Below are 16,933 nucleotides of genomic sequence, written 5' to 3'. Positions count from 1 at the left end.
GGGTGGCGGGGACGCCCCGGCGGCCGGCTGGGTCGTGGCGAGCGAGACCGCCGCCCTCGACATCGTCGGCGCCGAGTTCGTCCGCGAGATCGAGCCCGGCGAGCTGGTCGTCATCGACGCCGCCGGGCCGCGCTCGCACAGGTACGCGCCCGCGACGCCGCACGGCTGCCTGTTCGAGTACGTCTACCTGGCCCGCCCGGACACGACGATCGCGGGCCGGTCCGTGCACGCGACCCGGGTCGAGGTCGGCCGCGCCCTCGCCCGTGAGGCTCCGGCGGACGCCGATCTCGTCATCGGGGTACCGCAGTCCGGCGTGCCGGCGGCGGTCGGCTTCGCCGAGGCCAGCCGGATCCCCTACGGCGAGGGCCTGGTGAAGAACTCCTATGTGGGACGCACCTTCATCCAGCCGTCGCAGACCATCCGCCAGCGCGGCATCCGTCTGAAGCTCAACCCGCTGCGCGATGTGATCGACGGCCGTCGGCTCGTCGTCGTCGACGACTCGATCGTGCGTGGCAACACCCAGCGGGCCCTGGTACGGATGCTGCGGGAGGCCGGCGCCGCCGAGGTGCACGTGCGGATCTCCTCGCCCCCGGTGCGCTGGCCGTGCTTCTACGGCATCGACTTCGCCACCCGGGCGGAGCTGATCGCGAGCAGTTCCTGCGTCGAGGAGATCCGTGAGTCGCTCGGTGCCGACTCGCTCGCCTACGTCTCGCTGGACGGCCTGGTCGCGGCCTCCCGGCAGCCGGCCGAGACGCTCTGCCGGGCCTGTTTCGACGGGGTGTACCCGGTGCCGCTCCCGCACACCGGCCATCTCGGCAAGTACCTGCTGGAGGACGTCGTGAGCGAGATCACGGCCGGGATGAACGGCGCCGACCCCTCCCCGGACGTGGACTCCGTGGTGCGGCCGGGTTGAGCGTGCCACCGCCCGTTCCGCCCGGCCCGCGGGCCGCGAGGCCTGAGGCGTCTTCCTCGCCACTGGCCCCGCCACCGGTTCCGACAGGGGTCTCGTCGCCGGCGGTGTCCTATCGGGACGCCGGCGTCGACATCGACGCCGGTGACCGTGCAGTCACGCTCATGCGTGAGCACGTCGCCCGGGCCACGCGGCCCGAGGTGGTCGGTTCCCTCGGCGGTTTCGCCGGGCTGTTCGCGCTCGACGTCGCCCGCTACCGGCGTCCGCTGCTCGCCTCGTCGACCGACGGCGTAGGCACGAAGATCGCCATTGCGCGGGCGGTCGGACGACACGACACCGTCGGTGTCGACCTGGTCGCGATGGTCGTGGACGACCTGGTGGTCTGCGGCGCCGAACCGCTGTTCCTGCTGGACTACATCGCCTGCGGGACGGTCGTCCCGGAGCGGATCGCGGCGGTCGTCGCCGGGATCGCGCGGGGCTGCCAGCAGGCCGGCGCCGCGCTGGTCGGCGGTGAGACCGCGGAGCATCCCGGCCTGATGGGCGCCGACGACTACGATCTCGCCGCCACCGGCGTCGGTGTGGTGGAGGCGGACGCGCTGCTGGGGCCGGACCGGGTGCGGCCCGGGGACGCGGTGGTCGCGATGGCCTCGTCCGGCCTGCACTCCAACGGGTACTCCCTGGTGCGCCACGCGCTGCTCGGCCCGCCGGACCCGGACGGCCCCGGCGGGGTGTCCGCGGAAGGCCGGGCCGCCCTGGCCCGCCACGAGGACGACCTGGGCGCCACTCTCGGTGACGCGCTGCTCGTCCCCACCCGGATCTACGCCCGCGACTGTCTCGCCCTGGCCGAGGCGCTGGACGTCCACGCCTTCGCGCATGTCACCGGCGGCGGGCTCGCGGCCAACCTGGCGCGGGTGCTGCCCGCCGGCCTGACCGCCCGGCTGGACCGCGCCACCTGGGCCCCGCCGCCCCTGTTCGCCCTGCTGGCCGGGCGTGGCGGCATACCGCGGGCCGAGATGGAACGCACGTTCAACCTCGGGGTGGGGATGGTCGCCGTGCTCGGCGCGGACGATGCGCCCGCCGCCGTGGACCTGCTCGCCGCCCGCGGGATCCCCGCCTGGATCGTCGGGGAGGTCACCGCCCGCCCCGGCGGGGGCACCGCCGAGGGCGCCGCCGGCTCCGTCAACGGTGCCGCGGAGGAGGGCCGGGCCGAGCTTGTCGGGGAACACCCGCCCGCCGGGTAGCCGGCGCTGGTCGGTGCCTCCCGGGGCTGGTCAGTCCCCGGGGGGTTTGGGGCCGCGGGGCCGCTGGCGGTACAGCGGCAGGATCCGGGCGTTCGTGCCGACCGCCCGGCGGGGCGCGGACTCCGATGCCCGCAGATAGGCGGTGAGCTCCGGCAGCGGCATGGCCGCGCCGGTGTACAGGCCCTGGACGAAGTCGCACCGCAGCGCCGCCAGCGCGGCCATGAGCTCGGCGGTCTCCACCCCCTCCGCGACCACCTGGAGGCTGTGGGTGTGCGCCAGGTGGATCGTGGCGGAGACGATCGCGGCGTCACCCTGCTCGACCAGCAGTTTGCGGACGAAGCTCTGGTCCACCTTGACCTCGTCGAGGATCCGCTCCTGCAGCATGGTCAGAGAGGAGAATCCGGTGCCGAAGTCGTCGACGGCGATCCGGACGCCGATCTCCCGCAGCTTGCCCAGCAGCCGGTGGGCCGTCCGCTTGTCCGACATCATCGCGGTCTCGGTGATCTCCAGGGTGAGTGCCGCCGCCGGGACGTCGTGCTTGACCAGCAGCTTCGCCACGTCCCCGGGAAGTTCGGTGTTCAGGAGGTTGCGGGCGGAGAGGTTGACCGACACCGTGATGTCGAACCCGCTGGCCCGCCAGCCGGCGCACGCGACGAGGGCCTGCTCGAGGATCGCCTTGGTGAAGTCCTGCACCAGCCCGGACTGTTCGATCGCGGGGACGAACATCTCGGGGGTGAGCATCCCGCGCCGTGGATGCTTCCAGCGCACCAGTGCCTCGACGCCGCTGATCCGCCCGGTCCGCAGCTCCACCTGGGGCTGGTAGTTCAGTACCAGCTCGTTCCCGCTGATCGCGGAGCGCAGCTCGGCGACCAGGGCGAGCCGTTCCAGGGACGGGTCGTGGCTGCCGGCGTCGAAACGCCGCCACCGGGGATGGGAGTGTTTCGCCTGGTACATGGCGATGTCGGCGTGTTTTAGCAGCTCCTCGATGGTGCCGCCGTCCTGCGGGTGGCAGGCGACCCCGAGGGACGCCTCCACCGCCAGCGGGATGCCGTCCAGGACGATGTCCCGGCACAGCACGTCGGCGAGTTCGGCGGCGGCCGCCTCGGCCTGGGCGGGGTCGTCGATACCGGTGACGAGGACGGCGAACTCGTCCCCGCCCAGGCGGGTGACGACGTCGTCCGCCCGGACGCCGCGCCGCAGCCGTTCGGCGACCGCCTGTAGCACCCGGTCGCCGGCGCTGTGCCCGAGGGTGTCGTTGATGATTTTGAAGCGGTCCAGGTCGATCATCACGAGGGCGACGGACCGCCCGCTCTCGGCCTGCCGCCGCAGCTCGGCCGCTGCCCTGGCCATCAGCAGCCGGCGGTTGCCCAGGCCGGTCAGCCAGTCGTGCCCGGCGTCGTGGGCCTGCTCCTCGGCCACCTGGCGGGCGTGGGCCTCCAGCCGGGCATGCGCGAGGGCGCGGGAGACTGCCTGGGTGAAGGCCGCCAGGACCTGCTCCTCGTGGCGACGCCAGGCCGTCGGCCGGCGGAAGCTCAGGGTGAGTAAGCCGATCCGTTCCTCGCCCGCGAGCAGGGGGGCGCTGATCTCCCGGAGCCGGGGTGGCAGCCACCGGCGGCGCCCGGGCGGAACCGGCCATCGCTCCTCCTGCCGGTGGGCGTCCCGCCCGGAAGGAGAGTCTTGCTGGTGGGCGTCTTCCGGCGGCGCACCTGGCGGTGGATGCCGCCCGGCCGTTGCCGGCGCGTGCTGGCCGGCCGCTGCCGACGCGGTGCCGGTGAGCGTGGGGCCGGTGAGCGTGGCGCTGGCGGGTGCGGCGTCAGTGGGTGTGGTGTCGGTGGACGCGCTGTCGGCGGGCCTGCTGTCGGTCGGTGCGGTGCCGGCGGGCGCGGCGGGCCAGGTGGTCAGCACCGTGCTGTCCGCGCGGAAGAGGATCTCGGCCCTGCGTTGTGCGATCATGATGACGGTTGGCTCGTCGGCGTCGGCGAGCTCCCGGGTAGCGGCGTTGACCTCGTCCCAGTGGCCGCGTTCCTCCAGGGAGCGCAGCCTGCGGTAGTGGCCGATGCCGGGACCGGCCGCGGCGAACGGAAGCGCCAGCGCGACGGCCGGGCTCCAGCTCACGGCCGCGACCAGCAGCAGGCCCAGTGCGGTGTTCGCGATGATCGACTGCATTCGCAGGAGGGCGAAGCTGTCGTGCGGCATGCGGCGGGCCGGCCATCTCGACCACGTTGTGACGCGCGTTGCGATACACGCGGTGAGAAGCGTGCTGAGAAGCCAGGTGAGGATGCCGCAGGCCATGGCGGCGACGGCCACGGCGACGAACGCACGGGTGCTCGGCAGCGCCGCCGGCAGGCCACGGCCACCCATGACCGCGGCCGCGGCCAGGACAGCCATCCCGGTACTCGTGGTGACGACAGCGGTGCGTACCAGCGCTGGGAACCGCCGGTGCCCGGCGGCCAGCTGCGCTCCCAGCGTTGTCGGCAGGCTGAGCAGGACGACCCACGGGCCCGGGACCAGCGCGAGGGCGATGATCAGCGAAGATTCCCTGAGGTTGACGCCATCCAGATTCCGGCCGATCCGGCGAATGACCACCGGTAGCTGGCCAAGCACGCACGCCAGCAGAGCCAGGGCGAGCGCGCCCCAGGCGGGCCGGTCACCCCGGGCGGCGAACAGTGCCGCGACGGCGACGGCGACAGCCACGGCGGACGTGCACGCGAGCACGCCGTACAGAATCTGGGGCGAACGAAGGGAACGTGACCGTTCATCACCCTGGGTAGCATGATCTGAGGAGGCGGACGGCGGCTTCGTGGACATGTAGCCGGCCTCCGTCTCGACCTTGCGGGCAACGCGCCGATGCCTGCCAGCAGCCTTCTCGTAGGCTCACGTTCAGGCCGAGACCCGCTCGGATGGAACGGCCGTCATTGCCGCCAGCTGGTGCGGTCCGATGGCGATGCGACCCCGCCAGTTTGCCACGTGTATCGGTCGAGTCCGTGCTGACCGGGATGCTCAGCTCGAATGTTGCCCATAGTGGCATAGATCATATAGCGGTCCGTTACAATATGTCTCATATAAATAACTAAATGTGACAAAATTTGGATGATTCGCACGCTGCGGCTCCCCATCGCCATGCCCGTCTGTCGGGCCCGCGACGGAGGTATGGCGGCGGCGTACGGACGCGGTACCCGGGCCTGTGATGCTCGCCCGTCGACCCGCGGACCGTCCGGCGGACGCCCGCGGCTTCACGTGCTACCCGATGGCCACGTGGGCCGGTGAACCCGCCGGAACCCGCGGAGCGACCACGCACCAGCCCTGTGAGACCCGTCCGCGCGCCCCCGGACGGAGCCGCCTGCGCCCCGGAGGTGCGCCGGCTGGTGGGCCTGCGGGCCGTGTGAGCTCCCGTGACCGGACGTTCACGGGACGCCGACGGCTCGCACCGCCCCGGGACGGCTGCCTCCGGTGGAGCGCCGGCCGCGCGATGGCCGCCCCGGAAGAGCTCGAAGCGTCCAGAACGGGTGCGCGTCCCACACGTGGAACGGGCGTGGGACGCGCACCCCTGGCGCACCTTGCGGTGGTGAGGAGCACTGCCCGACGGTGGTACCCGGTGACGCGGGACCCACGGGCCTGCGCACCATGCGCGTACCGCTACCGTCGGCCGGTGTCCTCATCCTCATCGACGTAGTCGTACTCGTAGGAATCATCCGAGTACGGATCGTCCGCAGTGTCGTCTCGCGTACTGCTCGCGCCCAGATCGGCCTTCAGCCGATCCAGGTCCATATTCGGCGAGTTGTACTTGAGCTCGCGGGCGACTTTCGTCTGCTTGGCCTTCGCTCGGCCGCGCCCCATGGCTCGACCCCCTCGAACATGACGACGGGGACCCGCCCCGGTGCTCTCATTGTCTCGTGCCTCCCGAGACTACAGGGATCGCGGGCCGCCCGGCATGCCAACCCCACAGTTGTCCGGTTGGGAGGCGATCGCAGCGGCATATACGTGACATGAATCACAGATCGAAATCTGGCGACCGGCCGCTTCGGCTACTCCTGAACGCCGGGGCCGCTCCGAACATCAGGGAACGAGAATCTGGCGTAGCCGTCCGACCTCGCTGATGCGGCGCTCCGCCAGCTGGGTGGCGGCGACGGTGGAGGTGACCCCGGTCCGCTCGGCGAGGGCCAGCACCTCCAGGGTCGAGGCGAAGATGCCGCTCGCCTTCGCCCGCGCCCGCTCCGGGGAGTAGCCCTCGATCTCGTCGGCGACCTGGATGAGCCCCCCGGCGTTGACCACGAAGTCCGGCGCGTAGAGCACACCCGTCCCGGCCAGCAGCTTGTCCACGTCCGCGTCCGCGAGCTGGTTGTTGGCCGCGCCACACACGACGCGCGCCTGCAGCGCCCCGACGACGTCCGCGGTGAGGGCGCCACCGAGCGCGCAGGGGGAGTACACGTCCGCGTCGGCCCCGATGAGCGCGTCGGGGTCGGCGTGCGTCTCGGCGTCGGGATACTCCGCCCGCAGCCGCCGCAGGGCCGCCTCGCTGACGTCCGCGGCGACCACCCGGGCGCCGTCGGCGAGCAGCTGGCCCACCAGCCGCCGGCCGACCTTGCCGACGCCGCTGACGGCCACCCGCCGGCCCGCCAGCGACGGCACGCCCCACAGGTGCCGGGCGCAGGCGCGCATCCCCTCGAACACGCCGTAGGCGGTCAGGATGCCGGAGTCGCCCGAGCCGCCGTGCGCGGGGGAGCGTCCGGTGACCCACCGGCACTCCCGCGCGATCACGTCCATGTCCTCGACGTACGTGCCGACGTCGCAGGCGGTGATGTAGCGGCCGCCGAGCGACGCCACGAAACGCCCGTACGCGCGCAGCAGCGGCTCGGACTTGTCCCGCCCGGGGTCGCCGAGGATGACCGCCTTGCCGCCGCCGAGGTCCAGGCCGGCGCAGGCGGCCTTGTAGGCCATGGCCCTGGACAGGGCAAGGGCGTCGCTCAGGGCCACGTCCTCGTCGGCGTAGGGGTGGAATCTGGTCCCGCCGAGGGCGGGGCCGAGGGCGGTCGAGTAGATCGCGATGATCGCGCGCAGCCCGCTGGCGGGGTCCATGCAGAAGACCACCTGTTCGTGCTGCGAACCGGCGGTGAAGACGGACGGCACCGGTGAGGCTCCCTTCGCCGGGAACGTGGGGTTCGTCAGGGAAATGACCATCAATGATCATCGGGGTCGACGCCTGGCCGGGCGGAACGTCCCGGACGGGCGCGGCCGGTGTCCGCAACGTATCCGCGGGTGCCTCCATGGGCTGGTGTGGTGGTGATTGTTCGTCGTTGCCGCCGTGTGCCCCCGTCGTCTTCCGGGGGGTGCGTGTCGACGATGGGCCTACGGCGGCTCGCTGATGTTCCCGGCATGCCAGGATCTCTTCTGTGGCGCCTGTCGTGAGTCCGGCCGCCTACCTGCGGGTGTACGAGCCGCTGGCGGCCTTCCCCCCGGCCGAACGGCTCCGTTGGGAGCGGTACGCGGCCGAGGGAGGCGTGCCCAGCCGTCGTGCCGGTGCCCGGCGGGAACGCGCCGTCGCGCTGGCCGCGACCATCCGTCCCTCGCTGGACGTGGCCGACGAGTCCGCCTTCGTGCAGATGGCGGACGGCCTGATGTTCGTCTGCCCCTGGTACACCCAGCTGCGGGTGTGGCAGGCCGCGATGGAGTTCCGCGGCCGGCTGCCCGAGCGGGTGGCCGAGGCGTTCATCCCGCGCCGGCTGGCCGAGCCCGCCGAGACCGAGCTGGACCGCTGGCGCAGCCGCCGGCCCGGTCTCAAGGTCTACGTCCAGACCTGCACCTGGATGGTGCCGCCGCCGTGGTTCGTCCTGTTCGATCCCGCGGAGCGGGTCCTGGTCACGGGTGACACCGTCGACAGGTCGCTGCTCTACCGGACGTCGATGGGCCTCGCCCGGCGCCGGGTCACCCGGGCCCTGGAGGCGCTTGACGTGCTGCGCCGGGTCGCGCCGGACTCGCCGGGCGTCGACGGCGTGGCCGAGCTCGGGGGCTGGCTGGAGGACTTCCACCCGCACAGCCGGATCGAGCTCGACTACGGGGGCGTCGTCGATCTGCTCGACGACGACGCGCTGCGCGGCGACACGTCGGTCGCGGACCTGGGCGAGGCGATCACGGCGTTACGCCGAGGGCGAACAGACGCGGCGGTTACGGCGTATGGGCGTGTCCTGAACCGGTGGAGACCGCTTCAGACCAGGGAGTCCGCAAGCTGATAGTTCATGGGTTCTAACTGAGCGTGATTGCTCGCTTCGGACGTCGTGTGACTAGTCAGCAGATGGTCCTGACGTGCCATGTCCGAAATGCCCCCGAAGGATGCACGATCTGTATGGGACGGAGCGACGCTCTGTGACGGGAGGCCAACGCAATGACGACGAGAACACCGGACGCTGAGCCGCTGCTGACGCCCGCTGAAGTGGCAACGATGTTTCGTGTCGACCCGAAGACGGTGACCAGGTGGGCCAAGGCGGGCAAGCTCACGTCGATCCGCACTCTCGGCGGCCATCGCCGCTACCGGGAGGCGGAGGTCCGGGCTCTCCTCAAGGGGATCCCATCCGTGGGAAGTGAGGTATAGCCCCACGCCAACGCGATCAGACGCATCGGATCCTCCTTCCTGTTTCGGCATGGTCCGCAAGCTTCGGGGTCCAGGCGGTTCCGGCTGCTTGCGATGCGGCCAGGCTAAGGCCGGGGGGATCGTCGGTACGGCGGTTGTTCCAACCAGGGGCAATGGTTGTGCTTCGGATGTGTCGATCTTGTCGAAGATGAGGACGTGCCAGTACGTCCAGTCGTTTTCGGGTTCTTCGACCAGGATCCGGGAGTCTTCGACCAGGAAGCCGGGGTCCCTGGCCAGGATCCGGGGGTCTTCGACCAGAGGCTGAGGGCGGCGTGCCGCAGTTCTTCGCCCGCCGCCTCAGGCCCGGGTTCCCGGACCGCTGACAGACCGGCGTTCCGGGTCGGAGCCCCCGGGCCCGGGCACCCCCGAGGGGCCCGGGTACCCCGAGGGGGTCGTGACACACGGTTCCCGCCGTGGTCAGGGCTCGGCCGGTGGCCAGTGGATCAGATCCAGGGCCGCCGGGCATCCCTGGGACCGGCGCCCGCCAGGATGGCCGCCCGCGCCGCGGCCGCGGCTGGGGATGCCGCGGCCCGCCGGGCGGGTGACGGCCGATCTCGCATGGACGTCCGCCGGCCGGGTGGCTGCCGGCCGGGTGGCTGCCGGCCGCGCGCCGTCCCTGCCCGCGCCTGATCACGCCTGATCACGCGGTCAGGTCATGCGTGGTCACGAATCCCCTGCCGTCCCGCGGCCCGGGCACAGTGGGCGCCGCAGAAGAACTGGCCGTTGGTCTGCGCCCCGTGCCCGGAAATCTTCACGCCGCAGTGCTCGCAGACCGGGGCCATCGCGTGGATGGCGCACTCAAAGCTGTCAAATACGTGCACATTTCCCTGGGCGTGCACCTCGAAGCTCATCTCGTAGTCGTTACCGCAAACCTCACAACTGCCCATTGTGACTCCCCGTCGGCGCCCTTGTGGTGGCTTTGTCGCTTTGTCGCTGCTCACTGCTCGCTGTTCGGTGGGCCCGGGGGCCGGGACGCGACCGACACGGCACCGGGATTCTCCGGAGCGGGCCGGAACGCCGGGCCCCCGGGCCGTTCACCGGTAATCCGCTGTAGCCGCTCGTGCCCGGCCGCGTGGTGGCCAAACCGGTGCCGGCGAACTCCCTTTCGGCGGCCGGGCTTTCCGCGGTCGGGCAAGCGGGCCCGGCCGCCGGTTCTTCCGGTTCGGCCCGCCTTCACACGGCTGTTCCGGTGCCCCGGAGCCCGCCAGTCACGCCGGACCGGCGACGCGCCGTATTCCAGGCACATCCCGGATAGCCCGTATCCATATACGTCGTATCCCGGTTACGGAGCACACATTTCCAGGCATGGACGCGCGACATTGCCGGGCTCGTTCGTGGAGAGCCGGGAGCAGGTGCCGAGGGAGCCGGGCGGCCCCGCGCTGGACATGGCTTCCCGGTGGTGGGCCTGGCGCGGCTGGTGATGGGCGCCGGCTGGGCGAGGCCGCGGGCCGGCCATGTTGCGGCCGGGCACACGTGAAGTACCGCTTGGCCTGAACGTGGTAGGTCAGGCCGCGGGCCGGGCCATGTTGCGGCCGGGCACACGGGATGCCGGGCCGCCGCCGCACCGGGGCGGTCCCCTGTCGCCTGTCGGGGCGGGCCGCTCCCGGGCGCGTCGGAGTGTCCGGCGGGCGGGCGCAGAGCCTCCCGCGGGCCGGGAGCCCCCCGCGCCGGGCCTCGGCCGGGCCCTGGCCGGGCTGCCTTTCCTCCTGGTCGCCAGGGTATTTTCTGCCCGGCGGGACGGGTATTCCTCCCTATTTACCGAGGCGATTTACCGGGAGTTCGTCAAATCGACCGGAAGTCGCTCGTGGACGACAGGTTAGAAGTGTGTAAAAATTCCATTTCGCAAACGTCGACCGGCCCGCCTCGATGATTCATTAGTGGCGACGTCCTCCCAGCTCACAGGGCATCCGGGAGTTCGCGGTGCCGGCTGGCTCCCATAGCAGACGGCGGGTCCAGCGCCGGTGCGCTCTTTCCGTCCCGTGATTCACGACTCACCGCTCCAATCATACGTGCGTATATGCGGACCGTACGATGGAATTGTGTCAGGTGCGAGAATCGTGAAAGAAGGCAGTGAGCCACATGAATCCGCAGTCGCCCGACACGAACAGGGCCCGTGAGTCCGCCGACGTCGTCCTCATCGGCGCGGGAATCATGAGTGCCACCCTCGGTACTCTGCTGCGCAGACTCCAGCCGGACTGGTCGATCGACGTGTACGAGCGATTGCCCAGGGTCGCCGAGGAGAGTTCGGATCCGTGGAACAACGCGGGTACCGGTCACGCCGCCCTGTGCGAACTGAACTACACCAGTGAGCTCCCGGACGGCACCATCGACGTGCGGAAGGCCGTCGGGATCAACGAACAGTTCCAGGTGAGCCGGCAGTTCTGGTCGTATCTGGTGGAGGACGGAACATTTTCCGAGCCGGAGACCTTCATCAACTCGACGCCGCACATGACCTTCGTGCAGGGGGCGACCGATGTCGACTTCCTGCGCAGGAGATACGAGGCGCTGCGTACCGAGCCGCTGTTCTCCGCCATGGAGTTCAGCGACGATCCCGCCGTGATCCAGCGGTGGGCTCCGCTGCTGATCGAGCAGCGCAAACCCGGCGAGCAGATAGCCGCGACCCGTGACATCTCCGGGACCGACGTGGACTTCGGTTCCCTGAGCCGGCAGCTCTTCCGGACGCTTGAGGCCTCTGGCGTCGGTATCCACCTCAACCAGGAGATCAGGGCGCTGACGCGGAAGCCGGACGGCCGGTGGCGGCTGCGCATCCACAACAACACGACCGGGAAGACCAAGGAGGTCTCCGCGCGATTCGTGTTCGTCGGCGCGGGTGGGTGGGCGCTGAAGATCCTGCAGAAATCACGGATACCCGAGGCCTACGGTTTCGCCCTGCTGCCCATCAGCGGGCAGTTTCTCCGTACCGACAATCCGGCCGTCGTCGCCCGGCACCACGCGAAGGTGTACGGCAAGGCGCCGATCGGCGCGCCGCCGATGTCCATGCCGCACCTGGACACCAGGATCGTCGACGGCAAGAAGTCGATCCTGTTCGGCCCGTACGCCGGCTCGAGTCCGAAGTTCCTCAAGCACGGCTCCGTCCTTGACATGCCGTCGTCCATCCGTTGGCACAACGTCCTCCCGCTGCTTGCCATGGCGAGGGACAACATCGCCCTTGTCGCCCTGCTGGTGAACGCGCTGCGAGCGACCCGGAAGAAGAAGATTGCCGAGCTCGCGAAGTTCGTTCCCGGCGCACTGGCCAAGGACTGGCGGATCATCACGGCCGGGCAGCGGGCACAGATCGTGAAGAAGGATCCCGAGAAGGGGGGGATCCTCCAGTTCGGCACCGAGGTCGTCGCGTCCGCAGACGGCTCCATCGCCGGAGTTCTCGGTGCCTCACCCGGAGCGTCCACCGCTGTACCGATCATGCTTGATCTTCTCCAGCGGTGCTTTCCAGAGCGTTATGACGTCTGGCGGCCCATGCTGAACGAAATGATCCCCACGTTCGGTCAGCGGCTCTCGGACAATACCGAGCTCGCGGCCCAGACGATGGCCGCGACCGCGAAGACCCTGCACCTCACCGAAATTTCTCGGCCCCTTTCGCGGCGATCCGCCGATCCGGTGGACTGACCGGCCGCCGGATGAACCGGATGTCGCCGGACGACGATGCTCGCTCGGTGGGTGCGGTCCGCTCGCGGGGGTGGGCGCGGCCGTCCGCACCCGGCCTGGGACGGACTTCGACGAGGCCCGGACAGCACCGTTCTGTCCGGGCCGGCCGTCGCGTGGCCGCGCGGGAAACGGGTGGCCCCGGTAGCTGGTTTTCCCGGCATCCCGGCATCCCGGCATCCCGGCTCCGGGTCCCGGCATCCCGGGCCGGGTCCTAGACTGACGGCATGGCGTTGGGCGATGCGAAGTATGTTGCTGTGACGACTTTCCGTAAGACCGGTGTCGCCGTGTCCACGCCCACGTGGATCGTTCCGCTTGACGGGGGCCGGGTCGGATTCAACACGTCGTCGGTGTCCGGTAAGTACAAGCGGCTCCGGAACAGCCCCAGGATCGTGCTGCAGCCGTCGGACGCACGCGGGCGCGTCCGGGCCGATTCGTCGCCTGTCGAGGGGACCGCCGAGTTGGCGACCTCCGGCGACGGCTTTGACGAGGTCCAGCGCAAGGTCCGCGCGAAATACGGTGTGATGGTCTCGGTGTCAAGGCTGTTCAACACGCTCAGCCGTCTCGGCCGGGCGAAACTGCCGTACGGCGACGTCGCCGTCATCATCACGCCGGCCACCTCGGAATAACGATTATCTCCACGCCATCGCTGACGGCGGCTGCCCGCGGCCGCGTGCTCAGTCGGGGAGGCCCTGGTCGCGGATGATGCGGTCGATGCGGCGGTCGGGGATCAGCCACAGGATGGCGACGGCGACGAAGAAGCCGAGCGCGATCCGGATGCCGATGCGCCCGTGGCCGGTGAGCAGCGCGCTCACGATGCCGGCGAGATAGAGGATCACGGATGCCTTGCCCTTGAGGTCCCGTCCGACAGCCTGCCGCAGCGGGGAGCCCGCGCCCTCGTTCCGAATGATCACAGTTTGTAGCACGAAGTAGGCGATCGCGGCCGCGAGCAGGTTCACCCCGTAGAGGACCACGGGCGTGCGGGCGAATTCGCTGTCGTCCATCCACGCGGTGGTGAATGGAAACAGGGAAAGGAAGAACAGCAGGCCCAGGTTCGCCCAGAGCACGCCGCCGGTGCTGCGCTGGACCAGTTGGAAGGTGTGGTGGTGGTTGTTCCAGTAGATGCCGACATAGACGAAGCTGAGCAGGTAGGTGAGCAACGAGGTCCCGGTGGTGTGCCGCAGCGCCGCCAGATCGTGCCCTTCTGGAACCTTCAGCTCCAGCACCATGATCGTTATGATGATGGCCAGGACAGCGTCGCTAAACGCTTCCAGCCGGCTCGTTCTCACGCGACGGCCGCCCGATCGCGCCCATGACCGGCAGCCCGGCACGCCGGCGGCCGCACACCACGAACATCCCTCCACACGGCGCCCATCATCCCATCCTGGCCGCCGTCCTCAACGCAGGCATGACCACGCCGGGCGCCGCCGGGCACGGATGAGTACCCAGGCGCCATCCGGATCGTGCTCGTTGCTGATCTACGATTGACCAGCCCGCGCACCGCGTCCGATGTCATCGCGCTCAAGGGCGTCATCCGGCCAGGGCGCCCTGTGCTGACCAGCCTTGACACGCTCGTTTCGGCCCGTTATGCCCCCGAGGTTCGCGCTGGCGACTACGATTGTTTTGGCTACCTTCGGTGGTGGCTCCACTGTGAGTGATCTAACGGTGGCAGAGGGGCGCCCAGGCGGACGCCTACGCGGGGCGGAGGCGAGGGGATGGCCGAGAACACGCTGCTGACCATCCGTGCCTCGGGCTCGGCGACCACCGGGGGTCGCCTGCCGCTGGCCGAGTTGGCCCGGCTCGCCGGTGAGTTCCAGGCAACCGTGGAGCGGATCGCGCTTGGCCTGCGTGGGCTCTCCCCCGTTGCCGGCCGTCGCCCGAAACATGTCGTCGAGGCCGTCGGCATGGAAGTCAGGGCGCTGACAAGCGGATCCGCGGTTCTGACCGTCGGTCGGATAACCCAGCCGATGTTGGGAGACGATCTCCTGATCGATTCTCTGGAGACGCTGGAAGCAGGGCTCGACGCCATCGCCAACGGTCGACCGACGCCGGAGGTCTTCACCGCCCCCGTCCTCGACGGGCTGTTGAAGCTCTCTGGTGGTGTCGCGGACGGCACGCTTGCGGGTGTTGAGATCCAGCGCGGCGGGCGGACGACAATCCGCTTCGACACGCAGCTGTATTCCTCGGTCCGCGCCGCTCGGCGCGCTGTCAGCATCACCGAGCAAGTGATCGTGGGCCGGCTGCAGATGGGCGACTTCGCACGGGGCGCATTGCGTTGCCGGATCGACACGGTTACCAGCAGTGTCTCCTGCACCTTCGACGAGGGGCTCAAGAAGGATGTCCTCGCGGCAATGAATTCGCTGGTCCGTGCTCGTGGGCTTGCCGAGTCGACAGCGGGTGGCGTGATCCGAGCGTTCACGCTGCGGGCGGTGGAGCGCCTTCCCAGCTCCCCTCATCGCACATTGGACGACATGGCCAGAGAGCAGGAGGTAGAGCCAGTGCGGAGTCTCGCCGAGCTGGCCATGTCGGAACCGCTGACCGACGAGGAGTACGAGGATTTCCTCGCCGCGGCGATGTCGGCACGGGGGGACCAGCCGCCGAGGTGAGTGACTACGTCATTCTTGATACCGACGTCTTCTCCGCAATCACCGCGGGCCGGGCGACGGCGGCGAGATACGAGGCCGTCCTGCGGAACAAGACGCAGGCACTGACCTTCGTCTCGGTCGCCGAGCTGCTCTATGGAGCGCGGCACGGCGGATGGGGTGAGCGTCGGACCACCGCGCTTGTGGAGAAAATTGAGCGCCTGCTGCTCATCCCGTTCGACAAGGAGCTTCCCGCGGTCTGGGCGCAGTTACGCGACCTGGCCCGCCGCCGCGGCCATCCACTCGCCCAGCCCGCGCACACCAACGACCTGTGGATAGCCGCTTGCGCGGTCCTCTATCAGGCACCGCTGTTGACCGGCAACCGGCGACATTTCCTCGGCGTACCCGAGCTGACGGTGGTCAGGGCGGAGGATCTGGAAGCCGGCGTTCCGTACTGATCCGTCGTCTCCTCCTCGGCAGCCCCGGGCCTGCGTGGTGATCGTCCGCTCGGTGGAGTACACGCTGCTCTGGGTCGACTATCGCGTGGTGACCGCGGTTCGTGGGCTCGGTCTGCGACTGCTGTACTGGCCGAGCGAGGTGATCGTTTTTCTGGCCGGAGTCGGCCTGTGGGTCGCCGCGATCCCCCCGACCATGGCCGGCGTTCTCCATCGCCGCGCGGGACGGATCGCACTGATCGTCGCCATAGTAGGACTGTTGACCTGGAACTTCTCTCTGTGCGTCCCCGGCGGGGGTTGTGTGAGTCCGATCGAGGGCTGGTGGAGGTTTACCTCGAAACTGGGCGGGGTCAAACGGTCGTAGCGACGTCCCGATAGGATGATCGTGTTGGCGTCGAGTGGCTGGATGGTGGATGGGTCGGCGGGGCTCGTTTCGAGGACCATCGGATGGGGGTGGTGACGAGTGAACCCCACCACAATGAACGCAACAGATCCGCGCTGGCTTTCCCGGGGGTGTCGCCGGAGCGGCAAAGATAACCCACCGCATCGCGCCAGCTCAGATGCCGTCGACATGGGACAGTAGCTGACCAGCAGGTGTGGTTCAAGCAGCTACGAAGCCTATGATCATCGTTTCTGTCCGGCGAGGATCGTCGTGTCCGTCGTACGTCAACCGATGAGTTCTGCCTCGGTCGATGGTCGTACTCTGCAACAGCCGGTTCGAACCAGCAGAGGAGCAGCAGATGGTGATCGTCGCGGGGCATGTCGTCGTCGATCCGCAACAGCGCGAGTCCTACCTCGTGGACTGTGTGAACGTGGTTGAACAGGCCCGCCGCGCATCCGGTTGCCTCGACTTCTCTATCACTGCGGATCTGGTGGATTCCGGCCGCATCGTCATCTTCGAGCGCTGGGAGTCGCAAGCGGCTGTCGAAGCATTCCGGGGCAGCGGCCCCAGCAACGAACAGAGCGCTGCGATACTCGCCGCATTGGTGGCCGAGTACGACGTCGCCGATGTGCGTTCGCTGACCTGAACGGCGGGCGGGCGCCGACGACGACAAGACGCTCAGGTCGCGTGGTTCGCGCAGAACGCGTGGGCCCGGGGACCACCGCGACCACGCTCTGGTCCAGAACATCCGACGCGGCCACGACGACCTCGGGATCGACGTCGACCCACAGCTGCGGCTCTCGGCCGTGTTCACCGAGCTCACCCAGGCCGTCTGACCGCGATCGCCTGGGCCCTGGCGTGCACCGCATCCCCGTAACGCAACAGCGCCAACAGACCCGCCTGATGTGCCTGGGCCGAACGCTGGCTCGGCCGGTGACTGAGTCGATCACCGGCCGAGCGCAGGGTCCTGCTCTGCTTGCGTGCGCTACTTCTGAGGGTTTGTCATACGTCTCCCATTAGGGCTTCGGGGCCAGCGTGGGCGTGGGTGCCAGTGTGGGGGTCGGGATCGGGGTCGGAG

The 16,933-nt window shown here is 69.6% G+C and carries 15 protein-coding genes and 1 pseudogene; 11 read left to right on the top strand and 5 right to left on the bottom strand.

The annotated features are described in order from the left end of the window. Both AC5LSR_RS17615 and purM read left to right on the top strand, forming a co-directional pair. A partial coding sequence (locus AC5LSR_RS17615; RefSeq protein ID WP_493468692.1) for an amidophosphoribosyltransferase occupies positions 1–913 on the top strand: 913 nt, incomplete at its 5' end. Between the two features lie 62 nt (positions 914–975). Continuing rightward, positions 976–2,151, top strand: a complete 1,176-nt coding sequence (gene purM / locus AC5LSR_RS17610) for a phosphoribosylformylglycinamidine cyclo-ligase (protein WP_250281021.1) — start codon at positions 976–978, stop codon at positions 2,149–2,151. A gap of 30 nt (positions 2,152–2,181) precedes the next feature. On the opposite strand, the gene AC5LSR_RS17605 is transcribed toward purM, so the two are convergent. From AC5LSR_RS17605 to AC5LSR_RS17595, 3 genes are all read right to left on the bottom strand, one after another. Beyond that, entirely contained in the window at positions 2,182–4,845 is a 2,664-nt protein-coding gene (locus AC5LSR_RS17605; protein ID WP_493465278.1) for a putative bifunctional diguanylate cyclase/phosphodiesterase, read from the bottom strand. A 942-nt stretch (positions 4,846–5,787) separates the two neighbouring features. Further along, complete coding sequence (locus AC5LSR_RS17600) at positions 5,788–5,988, bottom strand: DUF3073 domain-containing protein (RefSeq protein ID WP_250281015.1); 201 nt, start codon at positions 5,986–5,988, stop codon at positions 5,788–5,790. Positions 5,989–6,207: 219 nt separating this feature from the next. After that, complete coding sequence (locus tag AC5LSR_RS17595) at positions 6,208–7,329, bottom strand: Glu/Leu/Phe/Val family dehydrogenase (RefSeq protein ID WP_493468691.1); 1,122 nt, start codon at positions 7,327–7,329, stop codon at positions 6,208–6,210. A gap of 212 nt (positions 7,330–7,541) precedes the next feature. On the opposite strand from AC5LSR_RS17595, the gene AC5LSR_RS17590 reads away from it, so the two are divergent. Together AC5LSR_RS17590 and bldC are read left to right on the top strand one after the other, a co-directional pair. Beyond that, positions 7,542–8,378 carry a DUF8083 family protein gene (locus tag AC5LSR_RS17590; protein ID WP_250281011.1) on the top strand — a complete coding sequence of 279 codons (837 nt, stop codon included), beginning with the start codon at positions 7,542–7,544 and terminating at the stop codon, positions 8,376–8,378. A gap of 152 nt (positions 8,379–8,530) precedes the next feature. Next, complete coding sequence (bldC, locus tag AC5LSR_RS17585) at positions 8,531–8,737, top strand: developmental transcriptional regulator BldC (RefSeq protein WP_013871846.1); 207 nt, start codon at positions 8,531–8,533, stop codon at positions 8,735–8,737. Positions 8,738–9,429: 692 nt separating this feature from the next. On the opposite strand, the gene AC5LSR_RS17580 is transcribed toward bldC, so the two are convergent. Then, the gene (locus AC5LSR_RS17580) at positions 9,430–9,627 is read right to left on the bottom strand and encodes a hypothetical protein (RefSeq protein WP_493468690.1); all 198 of its coding nucleotides are present in this window, start codon (positions 9,625–9,627) and stop codon (positions 9,430–9,432) included. A gap of 1,228 nt (positions 9,628–10,855) precedes the next feature. Between AC5LSR_RS17580 and mqo the strand changes: the two genes are divergently transcribed. Both mqo and AC5LSR_RS17570 read left to right on the top strand, forming a co-directional pair. Beyond that, positions 10,856–12,400 (top strand): malate dehydrogenase (quinone), encoded by a 1,545-nt coding sequence (mqo, locus tag AC5LSR_RS17575; RefSeq protein WP_250281008.1) that lies wholly within the window; start codon positions 10,856–10,858, stop codon positions 12,398–12,400. 263 nt (positions 12,401–12,663) lie between these two features. After that, positions 12,664–13,065 carry a PPOX class F420-dependent oxidoreductase gene (locus AC5LSR_RS17570; protein ID WP_445548201.1) on the top strand — a complete coding sequence of 134 codons (402 nt, stop codon included), beginning with the start codon at positions 12,664–12,666 and terminating at the stop codon, positions 13,063–13,065. A 48-nt stretch (positions 13,066–13,113) separates the two neighbouring features. Here the strand turns inward: AC5LSR_RS17570 and AC5LSR_RS17565 are convergent, their stop codons facing one another. Then, complete coding sequence (locus tag AC5LSR_RS17565; RefSeq protein WP_250281004.1) at positions 13,114–13,725, bottom strand: TMEM175 family protein; 612 nt, start codon at positions 13,723–13,725, stop codon at positions 13,114–13,116. Positions 13,726–14,151: 426 nt separating this feature from the next. Between AC5LSR_RS17565 and AC5LSR_RS17560 the strand changes: the two genes are divergently transcribed. The 5 genes and pseudogenes from AC5LSR_RS17560 to AC5LSR_RS17540 all read left to right on the top strand — a co-directional run. Further along, positions 14,152–15,042: a hypothetical protein gene (locus tag AC5LSR_RS17560; protein WP_250281003.1), complete on the top strand. Its 891-nt coding sequence runs from the start codon at positions 14,152–14,154 to the stop codon at positions 15,040–15,042. After that, positions 15,039–15,476: a PIN domain-containing protein gene (locus AC5LSR_RS17555; protein ID WP_250281001.1), complete on the top strand. Its 438-nt coding sequence runs from the start codon at positions 15,039–15,041 to the stop codon at positions 15,474–15,476. The genes AC5LSR_RS17560 and AC5LSR_RS17555 overlap by 4 nt, the downstream gene beginning before the upstream one ends. 52 nt (positions 15,477–15,528) lie before the next feature. Beyond that, positions 15,529–15,837: a hypothetical protein gene (locus tag AC5LSR_RS17550; RefSeq protein WP_250280998.1), complete on the top strand. Its 309-nt coding sequence runs from the start codon at positions 15,529–15,531 to the stop codon at positions 15,835–15,837. A 376-nt stretch (positions 15,838–16,213) separates the two neighbouring features. Beyond that, entirely contained in the window at positions 16,214–16,501 is a 288-nt protein-coding gene (locus tag AC5LSR_RS17545; protein WP_250280997.1) for a putative quinol monooxygenase, read from the top strand. An 82-nt stretch (positions 16,502–16,583) separates the two neighbouring features. Then, a pseudogene (locus tag AC5LSR_RS17540) lies at positions 16,584–16,691 on the top strand (IS6 family transposase); the annotation flags it as partial. Positions 16,692–16,933: the final 242 nt, after the last annotated feature.

Source organism: Protofrankia sp. CiP1_Cm_nod4 (genome assembly GCF_982290645.1).
This window is presented reverse-complemented; position numbering and strand designations above follow the sequence as displayed.